We start from the raw sequence: 10,942 nt of genomic DNA on the forward strand, positions 1-10,942 counted from the left end.
AGGTATTTCTGTGTTCTTAACGCTTCTTGCAAGGTCAAGCCCGATGGGTTTTCAAAAAAATCTCCAGCCCTTGTCCGTTGTCCTGCGGGTAGTATTTTTTTGAAAAACCTTGCAGAAGCTAAACACAGACCTTTTATGGCACTCGAAACGAAACCAGCTCATTCCGACCTTTAAGCGAATAAAAAAAATGTCAAATATGAGAAAAATGCCGCTTCTTACAGATTGTTTTTTGAAACGAATACCGCTTTTCCTCCCATTGTCGAATAAAAAATTTCAAAAAGACAACCTAAAAGCCGAAAATCGTACGTATCGTGTCCAAAAAAGCCGTAAAGCCGTATAAAACTCCTAAAATGCAACAAGATGAAAAAAGAACCCTGTATCGCAACCAAATTCGTGTCTCACGAAATAAGCCCCTTAGAGCATCTGAAAGACTGCCAAGTCTATCAGCTCCGTGTAAAGCTCAATAGCGGTGAGAAACTCACCCGAACAGAGAAAAATTGGATTACCCAAGCGGTCAATAGTAACTGCTTTTTCAGAAATGCTATCCCCTTATTGGGCTACCGATTTGATTTTTCCGATGTACTGAGAAAGTTCATCGTAAAGCAGTATAATACTTGGTATGAATACTATGCTATCGACCGCACCAGCCTCCGTGCCTATCTTTATGGGCGCATAGACCAAATAGTAGAAATTTAGTAACCTAATAACAAATAGAACGTTTATGAATATCGTAGGAAGACTTACCGAAAATGCACAAGTGCAAACCCTATCAAATGGCAAACAAGTCGTTAATTTCTCTGTAGCAGTGAACGACAACTACCGAAACAAAGCAGGTGAAAACGTACAGCAAACCTCCTTTTTTGACTGTGCTTATTGGCTCAGTACGGGAGTTGCTCCGTACCTTACCAAAGGCACATTGGTTGAATTGGAAGGACGAGTATCGGCACGAGCGTGGCTCAATCGTGAGGGAGAGCCTCAAGCAGGCTTGAACTTTCACACCTCCAAAATCAAATTCCACTTTAGCAAGAAAGCAGAAGTAACACCTAATACCTATGCAAGTGAGACAAATAACGCAAATGCTATAACACCTTTGCCAAAGCCCCAAGTCACAGCAGGGCAAGTCGCAGAGGAAGACGAGGACGATTTGCCTTTCTAAATGTATAACCCTTTAAAATTGAACAGAAAATGAATATCAGCAAAACACCTACAACACACCTTTTGGTGCGTGCCTATACCAATAGCGAATGGGATAGTTGCTACTTTGCTCTTATCAGCCTTACCGAGCAATGGCTTGAGAAAGTGAAAAAAGTAGCCCAACAAGTATCTACCCTAAAGAGCGACCCCGATTTTGTGAACCTTAGTTTCTATGAGGCAAGAACCGATTTTTATACCCTCAGCGATGAGGAACAGCCCAATTTATCCTTTTTGGAAGAACTTACTTGGGCTTTTGTGGAACTCACTGAGGAGGAATTAGCCTCTTTCAATACGCCTGAAAGCCGTTTGGATATTTACCGAAGCGTATTTACTCGATACGATGATTTCTATATAAAAGCCTATGGAAAATACTCCTCCGATGAGTATTGGACGGACGACATCCGTTTTGATGAACTTTTTAAAACCTTTGAAAAATGATAATAACAGACCTCAATGGTGCTCCTATAGAGGTAACCGACCTTGATAAAGCCTTAGCGCAAGCCGATAGCTTTAGAGGCTATAAGCATACTGACAACACTCACAAGGCGTTAGACAAGAGGCTAAAAGCCTATTGGCAGGACTTATATATTAAACTAAAGCAACTCAAAGAAGCCCAAAACTCAACCCTTAATAAAACCTAACAGCCTATGGAAAGCGTTTACTTAGTCTATAAAACCGACAGCTGGCACTATATGAGTAGCCGTGTCCTTATGCAAGTATGCACAAGCAAGTACAAAGCAATCGAAGTGATAAAAGCCTATTGCAAGCGGTACAAGCTACCCTTTACCCAAGACGACCTAACCAACTTGCAATGGTACAACCAAACCCAATGTAGCAAAAGAAGCATTGAGTTTGAGATAGAACCCCAAGAAGTAGTTTAACCTAAAAAAGTGTATCTCAATGAAACCACTCAAACAGCCCTTAGCAACCGACACCCAAGCCCTATCCTATATAGGGATAATTATCCGAACTTTTGAACCACTGCACTTTATGAACCTTAGCGACCAAGACCGAGAGGCAACCCTTAAAGCCAGACAAGCCTTAGAAGCTATCGTAAAGGCAAACGGCTACATAGTGAGTTATCGTACTGAAAACACTATTAAAAAAGCCCCTTAAAAGATAAGGATATAAAACAGAAGTATCAATTTAAAAACGAAGTATCCAATGGAAACCCATTTTTTCAATCAAATTGCTCAGTTAGCCATACAAGGCAAACTACACTTAGTCATAACCCAAGAAGCAAATAGCCAGCTTGTTGTATCGGTATTGCTTGAGAATGAACAATGTTCAGACCCTGCCAAGCACCTTTTGCCTCCCTTAGTACTTAGAGGCACTGCTGAAGAATTAGATGCAGGCTTTTTTCAAAGCATCACCCAACCCTTAGAAGAAACCTCGTCTCTGCTTGTGAATATGGAGCAGTACATCGAGGCGCAAAAGCAAGCCCAAAGGCAATCAGCGATGGAGAAAGAAAAAGCCGAGAAACAACAAAAGAAATACGATGAGGCTATGAAAAAAGTAGCTGATTTAGAAGCACAGGGCAAGTACCGAGAAGCGTGGTCAAAACTGCCTCCTCCCGATGAGTTCCCTAACTATGCCGATAAAATCCGCAAAAAAAGGTCAGAACTATCCACACACTTTGCCCCTACCTTGTTTGAAGAATAAGTATTAACCCCTAAAAAAAGTATTGTTATGCTCATAGCTACCCAACTGAAAAGAATGTTTGTCTTTGAAGAAAACCGACAAACTATTCACCTTGCCGACCCTAATCCATCGTGGTCAGTAGAGCAAGTCAAGAATTTTTACAGCACCCATTACCCCCTGCTCACCAATGCTAAAGCTGGCACACCTTACGTAGAGGGAGACAGCGTTGTCTATCCCCTACAAATCACAATGGGTACAAAAGGCTAAATCTCTACTAATTCTAAAGCTATAAGCCTTGTAAAATAGCTTAAAACAAGGCTTGTAGCTAAAATTAAAAACGTTATCAAAAACTAAAAACAAGCTAAAAATGTATGCAACAGCAATCCCAACAAAACCTCGCACCCATACAAAGCGAAGCACAGAGAGAACTCTACCGCAGGTTAAGAGAGTTTTCCAAAGCAGTCCAACGCCCCAAAGACCGCTCACAGATATGTCAAGAACAGCAACAAGTAGCCCCGAAAACTCTTTTGCCAATGGTTTTCTAAAAACGACCTTTCCTCCTAAAGTGTATCATTCAAGCAAGCACATCATTTTTAGTGGAGAGGAGCAAGCACAGCTAAAAACTACTCTCAAGTGTTCCCTTGCTCAAATGGCAGACCATTACGGCTTTACTCCCTTTCCCATAGAGCAGTACGACCTTTCTTGCGGGATTGCCTTAGCCCTTTCTTACAGCCAAGAGCAAATCAAAAAGAGAGATACCAAAGGTACTTTCTGTGAACTAAAAGTATTGAAAGCTCCCAATAGCGATGCTTTTTTCTCTTGCGAAGAACGTTTTTATTTGCCCAACGAAGTATTTTTTGTCCCTCTGCAACCGCTTTATAAACTTCTGAAAGTACATAAAAACAAACCACTTTATGAACTATTTTTATCGGTATATGCCTACCTAAACCAACGTGCTTTTATAGCAAACTATGTACAAGAAGATTGTTTTGTGGCTTATGCCTATGAAATGTTGCAGGATTGTATTAGCCAAGACTATGAAGAAATAGCGGAAAGAGACCATCTCCTGCACCTTTTAAAGCAGGCACAACAAATAGGTACTATTCTTTCCAAAAAGATACGCAACCCTTGCCATTTAGACTTTTTTCAAAGGCGTATAGACCGCTTTATTCCTAAGAATGATTTGGAAGCCGAATGCCTTGCTCTTTCTCAAGCCTTTTATACCTTGTGGCAGGATTTTCCTAACCACTCTATCTATACCCATTTGCACAGAGCAGAGGACTATGAGCAAGGTGAAGAGGAACTTTTTGAGGTAGAGAAATACCTATCTTTTGTCTATGAAGACCAAAGCGACCTATTCCATACCTATCTTTTAGATTGGCTCAATGGAGAATACTCCCAATGCAGTGAGATAGAACTCCCTACCATTTACAAACATTTCAACAGCACAACACTCCTTGCTAACTTTGATTTTGAACAGCGTTTCTTTCCTCTCTTAACCGAACTTATAACCCTTTTAAACCGCATTTAAAATGAAATACACAGACCTCACCCCAGAAGTAGGGGAAGTATATCGCCCTACATCAGCACTTGTTTTTTACGAAGATAGTAACCGCTACAACCCACAGAGTTATGTAGAGTACTTACACCTTGATAGCAATGGTAACCCTACAAGCGCACAACCGCTTACCCTCGACCAAGCGCAAGCACTTGCCAAAACACTCACCTGCCAAAAAGAGCAAGCACAAGCCTTTTTAGTCCCCAAAGGTATTATTCCTCGCAGGGTGCTCCATCTATCCCATAAAGGCGAGGGGCAGGCTGTTTGGTACTCTAAAACACAAAAAAAGCAGTTATTTTTTGCCTCCTCCCTCGCTATAGAAAGCAAAGAAGTAAATCTACCTCCTCTGTTGTGGAAAGCTACCCCCAAGAGCCTTTGGATATATGCCTTAGCCAAAAACCAAAAGCCACACCTTAATACACCTCTGTGCTATGCGCCTTTTTTCAACGTCTATGAAAATGGCAATGTGTGTATGGGGTCAGTGCAGGTAAATGAGCGTAAAGCCTCTTGCTTAGAAGATTTTATCACCCAATGGGAAGATTATTTTTTCAATAGCTATTTTTCTCATCAATTAGGCTCATACCCTATAACCAAAATACCCTTAATAACCCTTTGGCAGGAACTCACTCAAAGTAATAAGCCTTTCCCTTGCGAACTGCTCAATCCCAATCATCTCACCTTACAACAAATCCTATAACAATGAAACAGAGTACAAACATCCTCAACCCTTTCAACACCTCTGTCCAAGCACACAAAGAGCGGGTACATTTTACTGATACTGCTTTGCTCAATGCTACCAATCCTATTAAAGTACATCTGATAGGAGCAGGAGGCACAGGCTCACAAGTAGCCACTGCTTTAGCACGTATCAACCACGCTTTGGTTGCTTTAGGACACGCAGGGTTATCGGTAACCCTTTGGGATAACGACCTTGTAAGCCCTGCCAATCTTGGCAGACAACTTTTTTCGGCTTATGAGTTAGGAATGTACAAATCCACTGCTCTAATAAGCCGTATCAATCGCTTTTTTGGTACAGATTGGAGAGCGCAAACACAGCTATTCAGCACTGAGACTTTTCCCTCTGAAGAAGAAACAATGAGAGGAAGCATTTACCTTTCGTGTGTAGATAGCGCAAAGGCACGCTTTGACATTGGGGAAGTACTCACTTATTTAGAACGAGCTCACCACTACCACAACAACCCTAAGTATTGGTTAGATTTTGGCAACAGCACCCATTCAGGGCAAGTGATTTTAGGTACTTTACAAGCCATTGAGCAACCTTATAGCGATACCTTTATCCCTATAGACACCCTGCCTACTATTACCCAAGCCTTTGGAGAACTATTAACGCAAGCCGAGCATAATGACAATATCCCAAGTTGCTCCCTTGCCGAAGCCTTAACCAAGCAAGATTTGTTCATTAACGCCACTCTCTCACAAATGGGAAGCACTCTACTTTGGAACTTGTTCAGAGAAGGACTCACTCCTTACAGAGGCTTTTTCCTCAACCTCAAAGACTTTCGCACACAACCCTTAGCTGTATAAACAACAATACTGACAAGCAGTTATAAAAAATGCTTGTCAGTGCTATTAATTGCTTGTCGTGGCTCACGACCTTCTTTTCTTTGAAAAAGAAAAGAAGCAAAAGAAAGACCTTACAGATAGATTTTTTGTTGGTTTAGGATAGAGAGAAATCTTATAAGATAGCTATTAAAGATAAAAAGAGAAGCTACTTAACATGAGTTCGATATAACGAAAGTTCCCACAAAGCCAGCGAGTACTCACAGCTGGGTATATGAGACATGAATTTCACTGATTTTATATGTTTACAGAATTATGCTGTTGCGATTTTCACGGATTAGATAAATAGCGGTAGACAACAGATTGTATGAAGCCATGCCATACCGTTGAGCAAGGCATGTAGTGTTCTGGAGCAGATGATCAAGTGAGAGATGGACACCCACTGTCCCTTGGTATCCTGCATTACTCAACAAGCAATATTACCTAAGAAATAGTAGGCGAAGCCAAGGGGCACACTTGCTCTGCTCTAAAAAAATCCTGATGGTATTGTTCAAAGAGGGTTGTCGCTCCTCAGGAAAAACCTATATTGACTCCAAAGTCCTTATCTTGTTCTCAGTCTGCCTCCTGTAAATATTGGTTTTACATGTGTTTTTATGATTTTCCAAATTTTCTAAACGCCTGGATGGTTTGATAATAACCATATCCAATGAAAATACGACTAAAAAACATTAAAATGTACTGCCTTGTATTGGGTTCCTTATTGAGTATCTTAATATCTGCCCATTCTGTAATATTAAGTATTTCTACTAGAGTTCTTATGAAATTCTCTATCCCCTCTGTATCAAAAGAAAATACTATATGAGGTGTCATTGATAAAATTATCATAGAACTAATAAGTGCTATTAGCAAAGTAAAATTAATTCCTACTACCCAATCTGTTCCAAAAGAGTTAGAATTTTTATTAAGCCACAAGATAATTCTATCCCTTTCTTGATAAAAATATAAAAACACAGCTGAGAAAAAAAGAAATATATAGCTAATAACGAAATAATGAATAGTATTCATTGCTTCATATATCCAAATAAGATAAAATATTATTCCTATAATTAAAAATATAAAAGAAAAATAGTTGTTTTGCTTCAAAGGATTCTTGGTTTTCAGTTTTTCTTTATTTTTATACCATCTCTCTACTAACACTAAAACGAAAGAAATTATAAGAGTTATATAGAAAAAGAGAGATTTGCAATATACCCATAAAGACATAGATACTACTATTATTGCTAAGAGAACATAGAATATATTATTATCTTTAAGATTCCTGTAAAAATTTGATTTATACTTCTGCTTCTCCTTTGTTTTAGAGAAACGTTTTTCTTCAAGATAAACAGACATTTCTTTTTCATAGAATTTCAATCCTTCAATCCTATTATTTTGAGCATAAAAATCATCCTTTATAATACGATATGTCTCTCGAATCTGCCTATAAACCATAGGCACTTCTTTTGTAGAGTATTTACCAAAATCGTCTATATATTTTATATCCTCATAATGTTGGTTATTTAAATTTCTAAAAATCTCTTGCTCTCCCTCTTTGGCTATTGTTATATCCCAAAAATTTATATTCCTTTTAAAATTACTACGAGAAATTTCCAATCCTCTCTCAAAAATAGAACTTTCAAATCTTATGTATGAATCTGGTTTTATCTTACAATATAAAAATTGTACTTCTTTCTTAAACTTTACATTTGCAAAAATTGCTTCTGCAGAAAAGTCTGTAAAATGAAAAGGTTGCGCTTCACAAAATATAGCCGCATGAAAATCAACTAATTTTTCAAAAGTTGTATTTTCAAAATTAATACTAGAGTAAAAATCACAATGATGAAACCGAATATTTTCATAAAACTTAGCATTACTAAACGAAATAGTAACATCTTTATCCTTTACTCCAAATTCGACCTCTGAAAAATTTAACTCTATATAATTATTACCATTAAAGTACGTTTCATTTTGAAATTTAGCTCCGTTAAAACTAAACTCCTTCTCTTTATTTATAGTATTTTCAGATATTTTTTTTGATGTTATATTTAGGAAATAGGTCTTCCCTCTAAAAATAGTATTTTGAAAGGAGATATCATCATAAAATAAAACATTATGAAAATTTGCTTGTTTGGAGAAAATTGCTCTTTCAAATTTAGTACTTTTTATTTCTGTAGGATTTTCTAACTTTTCAAAAGAGACAGTTCTTTTAAATTGAGCTTCATTGAAGGTAACATTATAAAGCTTAGCCCCCTTAAAATCAACGATAGAAGAGTTTTCTTTAAAGATAGCTTTTGAAAAATCTCCACTATATATCTCTGTCAAACAAAAATCAATCTCATCTCCTTCAAAAGTTACTTCTCTAAAAGAAATAGACTTAAAAACACCTCCTCTAAAAATAGATCTTTTAAAAGAAATATCAGAGAGAAAAGATGATTTATCAAATTCTGTATGCTCTTCAAAAACACAATTATAAAACTCCACTTGTTTTTCAAAAACACAATTTTGAGCGTCAATAGAATTTGTAAAAACTCTATGATGTAATCTTATTCCTTCCTTAACAAATAACACCCCTTTATAGCCTCCCTCCCAATGATTTCTCACATAATGAATCAAATCAAAGAGAATCTCTGGAGGAAATCTAGAAATACATATCTTTGGCTCCTTTTTATCTTCAGGAGTAACCTTATCTATGAAGGTATTAAAGTATCTATTTTTCATAATTTTTTATTTTCTATCAACATTTCATAACAAGCTACAAAATTACGAATTTTTACCAAATCCTCCAATAAAGAACTACAAGCTCCCTTATGATAGACACGAACGAAACGCTCACGCCAGCAAAGGGCAAAATCTGTGGAAACTTTCGTTATATCGAACTCACATTATTTCTTATAGTTAGCCTCCAAAATCTTTAGAATATCACTTTGTTTAAAGAGGATTTTACCACCAATTTGGATATAAGGAAATAGCCCATCATCACGGTATTGCTGCAGGGTTCTTTTAGTGATATGTAGTAGCTCACAGACCTCCTTTCCTGATAGAAATACCTCGCCGTCAAATACAGGACGGAAGTTTTTAAGGATAAAGTCCATTTGCTGTTTAAGGTTTTCAAGCTGACTAAGGTAAGAGCTTAGTTCCTGGTGTGTTTCTGTGAGTAAGTTCATCGGGTTTGAAGGTTAGAGGTTAAAAGCTGTTCTACATCACTACGCTTAAAATAGTTCTTGCGGTGGATGCACGAGAAAGGCAAGAGTTTTTGGTCTTTGTAATACTGCAAGGCACGCTTACTAATGCCCAAAAGCAGACAAACCTCCTGAGAGTCCAACCACTTTTCTTTTTGCCAAATTCCCTTATAAGTATCCATTACCACTTGCAGAGAATTGTTGAGTTGCTGTACGTCTTTTTGTATCTGTTCAAAAACAGATTTTTCTATAACTACTACTTCCATTTGCATTATTTTGCGCAAAGGTAAAACAAAACAAGCCCACTTTTAAAAGTAGGCTTGTTTTGGAAGAGAAAGGAGGATTTTGGCTTTATATCTTTACTCTTTCTTTACATTAAACTCAAAATCCAGTTTTTGTTCATTGCCGAAGGAGTCGCTTATCCAAACGGAGAAAGACTGGTTAGCTTCTGAGGCAGAAGTGTAGTAAAGTCTAAACGCTCCTTTGGAGGCAAGTGGATAAACATCATTAACAAGTAAGACTTCTCCTTGTGGAGAGGTACGCAAACTCCCTTTTCCCTCATACTGAAAGTAACGAATAAAATAGCGGTTCTCATCGTATTGGTAGGGAGAGCGCAACTCACAACGTATTTCTACTGTATCTGTTTTACCTATACTTTTAGGCACAGGCAATACCTTTACCTCAAAAGGAAAGTTTTGTTGTACATCCAACTCTTTTTTACAAGAGGTGAATAGGCTCACACATAGCATTGCGATGAGTCCTATTACAATTTTCTGATTTATTTTCTTCATCGTATTGTCTTTTTAAAGGTTAAAACATATAACGCAGTCCTACAGTAGCACAGGGACGCAGTAGCTCAAAGGAACTTCCCCACAAAGCTGCTACCTTGCCAGAGCAAAGCACTAAAAAGTGATCACTTAGGTAAGTCTCTACCTGCAAGCCAATTTGTGCGCCATAGAGAAAATTATTTTCGTTCTTTAATAGTGCCCCATCAGGAAGGAGGCTTTTGCTGTGATTGACTACCTCATAGCCCAAAAGAGCTTCTGCTCCTAAGTTCAAAGCCACCGTTTTACTGCTGTCACTGACTAAGGCAAAGCTATAACCTCCCGCGCCTATATACCTCTCAACAGGTATATTCAGACTCTTGTAAGGGTACAATCGCCTTTGATATTCAAGAGCAAAATGCTTGTAGTTACCCCTTTTAGCATTGATACTATAGCCTAACTGTACCCCAAAATCATCAGAAAAAGAGGAAGTAAAAGCCTCTGCAGGTGCGACCCAAGAGAGCGAAATACCTTTTTGCTTGGGTAACAATCGCTGTGCTTGGACAATGGAGCCTCCTAAAAAGCACAAACAAATACAAGTGATAATTCTTAGCATTGGCATTAGAATTTAAGGTTAAACTGTTCAATAGGGCGAGCGGCTATAATCTCCTCGTTGGTGATGAGGAACGATTGGTAACGAGATCCGTTCTTTTCAAAGATTTCTACCCGCAAAACCTTGTCGTCAGAGAGGGTGAGTTGGTCTAACATATACACCGAGCGGACTTCTTTATGAGCCTTTAGCAGGGATATAGGTTGGTATACGCGCAAGGGATCAACGGGCACTTCTTGTACAATGCTCTTTTTGGTGGTCTTCTTATCAATGATTTTAAAAGTGATAAAATCTACTTCAAAAGGCAGGTTAGAGCGATTGGACAATTGCACATCTACATAGAGTTTGCTATTGTGTACATAGATACCTTTTAGTAGCCATTGTATACCTGCATTCTCCGAACCTATATGCTTGATATAATTCTTTTTCTGATGGT

The 10,942-nt window shown here is 38.1% G+C and carries 17 protein-coding genes; 11 read left to right on the forward strand and 6 right to left on the reverse strand.

Translation table 11 applies throughout. The features are described 5' to 3' along the window. Window positions 1-360: 360 nt before the first annotated feature. The 11 genes from HMPREF9331_RS11990 to HMPREF9331_RS12040 all read left to right on the forward strand — a co-directional run bounded on the left by HMPREF9331_RS11990 (window position 361) and on the right by HMPREF9331_RS12040 (window position 5,938). Entirely contained in the window at window positions 361-696 is a 336-nt protein-coding gene (locus HMPREF9331_RS11990) for a hypothetical protein (protein ID WP_016421157.1), read from the forward strand. A gap of 25 nt (window positions 697-721) precedes the next feature. Further along, the gene (locus HMPREF9331_RS11995; protein ID WP_016421158.1) at window positions 722-1,156 is read left to right on the forward strand and encodes a single-stranded DNA-binding protein; all 435 of its coding nucleotides are present in this window, start codon (window positions 722-724) and stop codon (window positions 1,154-1,156) included. A 29-nt stretch (window positions 1,157-1,185) separates the two neighbouring features. Continuing rightward, complete coding sequence (locus tag HMPREF9331_RS12000) at window positions 1,186-1,632, forward strand: hypothetical protein (RefSeq protein ID WP_016421159.1); 447 nt, start codon at window positions 1,186-1,188, stop codon at window positions 1,630-1,632. Continuing rightward, window positions 1,629-1,835 (forward strand): hypothetical protein, encoded by a 207-nt coding sequence (locus HMPREF9331_RS12005; RefSeq protein WP_016421160.1) that lies wholly within the window; start codon window positions 1,629-1,631, stop codon window positions 1,833-1,835. The genes HMPREF9331_RS12000 and HMPREF9331_RS12005 overlap by 4 nt, the downstream gene beginning before the upstream one ends. Before the next feature lie 6 nt (window positions 1,836-1,841). Then, window positions 1,842-2,075, forward strand: coding sequence for a hypothetical protein (locus tag HMPREF9331_RS12010; RefSeq protein WP_016421161.1), 234 nt, complete (start codon window positions 1,842-1,844; stop codon window positions 2,073-2,075). Window positions 2,076-2,094: 19 nt separating this feature from the next. After that, the gene (locus HMPREF9331_RS12015) at window positions 2,095-2,310 is read left to right on the forward strand and encodes a hypothetical protein (RefSeq protein ID WP_016421162.1); all 216 of its coding nucleotides are present in this window, start codon (window positions 2,095-2,097) and stop codon (window positions 2,308-2,310) included. Between the two features lie 48 nt (window positions 2,311-2,358). Beyond that, entirely contained in the window at window positions 2,359-2,856 is a 498-nt protein-coding gene (locus HMPREF9331_RS12020; RefSeq protein WP_009744764.1) for a PRTRC system protein E, read from the forward strand. Window positions 2,857-2,883: 27 nt separating this feature from the next. Next, on the forward strand, window positions 2,884-3,102 hold the full coding sequence (locus HMPREF9331_RS12025) for a PRTRC system protein C (RefSeq protein WP_009744763.1): 219 nt from the start codon (window positions 2,884-2,886) through the stop codon (window positions 3,100-3,102). A 100-nt stretch (window positions 3,103-3,202) separates the two neighbouring features. Then, window positions 3,203-4,366 (forward strand): hypothetical protein, encoded by a 1,164-nt coding sequence (locus HMPREF9331_RS12030; protein WP_016421163.1) that lies wholly within the window; start codon window positions 3,203-3,205, stop codon window positions 4,364-4,366. A gap of 1 nt (window position 4,367) precedes the next feature. Beyond that, entirely contained in the window at window positions 4,368-5,090 is a 723-nt protein-coding gene (locus tag HMPREF9331_RS12035; RefSeq protein WP_016421164.1) for a PRTRC system protein B, read from the forward strand. A 2-nt stretch (window positions 5,091-5,092) separates the two neighbouring features. After that, the gene (locus tag HMPREF9331_RS12040) at window positions 5,093-5,938 is read left to right on the forward strand and encodes a PRTRC system ThiF family protein (protein WP_016421165.1); all 846 of its coding nucleotides are present in this window, start codon (window positions 5,093-5,095) and stop codon (window positions 5,936-5,938) included. A 627-nt stretch (window positions 5,939-6,565) separates the two neighbouring features. Here HMPREF9331_RS12040 and HMPREF9331_RS12045 read toward each other — a convergent pair. The 6 genes from HMPREF9331_RS12045 to HMPREF9331_RS12070 all read right to left on the reverse strand — a co-directional run. Then, window positions 6,566-8,671, reverse strand: coding sequence for a pentapeptide repeat-containing protein (locus HMPREF9331_RS12045; RefSeq protein WP_016421166.1), 2,106 nt, complete (start codon window positions 8,669-8,671; stop codon window positions 6,566-6,568). A gap of 164 nt (window positions 8,672-8,835) precedes the next feature. After that, the gene (locus tag HMPREF9331_RS12050; protein WP_009750747.1) at window positions 8,836-9,117 is read right to left on the reverse strand and encodes a helix-turn-helix domain-containing protein; all 282 of its coding nucleotides are present in this window, start codon (window positions 9,115-9,117) and stop codon (window positions 8,836-8,838) included. Beyond that, the gene (locus HMPREF9331_RS12055; RefSeq protein ID WP_016419923.1) at window positions 9,114-9,398 is read right to left on the reverse strand and encodes a helix-turn-helix domain-containing protein; all 285 of its coding nucleotides are present in this window, start codon (window positions 9,396-9,398) and stop codon (window positions 9,114-9,116) included. Before HMPREF9331_RS12055 ends, HMPREF9331_RS12050 begins: the two co-directional genes overlap by 4 nt. 93 nt (window positions 9,399-9,491) lie before the next feature. Beyond that, window positions 9,492-9,923 (reverse strand): TraQ conjugal transfer family protein, encoded by a 432-nt coding sequence (locus HMPREF9331_RS12060; protein ID WP_016421167.1) that lies wholly within the window; start codon window positions 9,921-9,923, stop codon window positions 9,492-9,494. A gap of 19 nt (window positions 9,924-9,942) precedes the next feature. Further along, window positions 9,943-10,512: a conjugal transfer protein TraO gene (locus tag HMPREF9331_RS12065; protein ID WP_016421168.1), complete on the reverse strand. Its 570-nt coding sequence runs from the start codon at window positions 10,510-10,512 to the stop codon at window positions 9,943-9,945. Between the two features lie 5 nt (window positions 10,513-10,517). Then, a partial coding sequence (locus HMPREF9331_RS12070) for a DUF4138 domain-containing protein (RefSeq protein ID WP_016421169.1) occupies window positions 10,518-10,942 on the reverse strand: 425 nt, incomplete at its 5' end.

The sequence above is a fragment of the Capnocytophaga granulosa ATCC 51502 genome (assembly GCF_000411115.1).
Classification (GTDB): domain Bacteria; phylum Bacteroidota; class Bacteroidia; order Flavobacteriales; family Flavobacteriaceae; genus Capnocytophaga; species Capnocytophaga granulosa.

Coding starts and splice junctions, on each gene's coding strand:
- HMPREF9331_RS12020 (WP_009744764.1), top strand. CDS start 2,359: ATGGAAACCCATTTTTTCAATCAAATTGCTCAGTTAGCCATACAAGGC.
- HMPREF9331_RS12055 (WP_016419923.1), bottom strand. CDS start 9,398: ATGGAAGTAGTAGTTATAGAAAAATCTGTTTTTGAACAGATACAAAAA.
- HMPREF9331_RS12025 (WP_009744763.1), top strand. CDS start 2,884: ATGCTCATAGCTACCCAACTGAAAAGAATGTTTGTCTTTGAAGAAAAC.
- HMPREF9331_RS12010 (WP_016421161.1), top strand. CDS start 1,842: ATGGAAAGCGTTTACTTAGTCTATAAAACCGACAGCTGGCACTATATG.
- HMPREF9331_RS12000 (WP_016421159.1), top strand. CDS start 1,186: ATGAATATCAGCAAAACACCTACAACACACCTTTTGGTGCGTGCCTAT.
- HMPREF9331_RS12005 (WP_016421160.1), top strand. CDS start 1,629: ATGATAATAACAGACCTCAATGGTGCTCCTATAGAGGTAACCGACCTT.
- HMPREF9331_RS12035 (WP_016421164.1), top strand. CDS start 4,368: ATGAAATACACAGACCTCACCCCAGAAGTAGGGGAAGTATATCGCCCT.
- HMPREF9331_RS12060 (WP_016421167.1), bottom strand. CDS start 9,923: ATGAAGAAAATAAATCAGAAAATTGTAATAGGACTCATCGCAATGCTA.
- HMPREF9331_RS12065 (WP_016421168.1), bottom strand. CDS start 10,512: ATGCTAAGAATTATCACTTGTATTTGTTTGTGCTTTTTAGGAGGCTCC.
- HMPREF9331_RS12050 (WP_009750747.1), bottom strand. CDS start 9,117: ATGAACTTACTCACAGAAACACACCAGGAACTAAGCTCTTACCTTAGT.
- HMPREF9331_RS12030 (WP_016421163.1), top strand. CDS start 3,203: ATGTATGCAACAGCAATCCCAACAAAACCTCGCACCCATACAAAGCGA.
- HMPREF9331_RS11995 (WP_016421158.1), top strand. CDS start 722: ATGAATATCGTAGGAAGACTTACCGAAAATGCACAAGTGCAAACCCTA.
- HMPREF9331_RS12015 (WP_016421162.1), top strand. CDS start 2,095: ATGAAACCACTCAAACAGCCCTTAGCAACCGACACCCAAGCCCTATCC.
- HMPREF9331_RS12040 (WP_016421165.1), top strand. CDS start 5,093: ATGAAACAGAGTACAAACATCCTCAACCCTTTCAACACCTCTGTCCAA.
- HMPREF9331_RS11990 (WP_016421157.1), top strand. CDS start 361: ATGAAAAAAGAACCCTGTATCGCAACCAAATTCGTGTCTCACGAAATA.
- HMPREF9331_RS12045 (WP_016421166.1), bottom strand. CDS start 8,671: ATGAAAAATAGATACTTTAATACCTTCATAGATAAGGTTACTCCTGAA.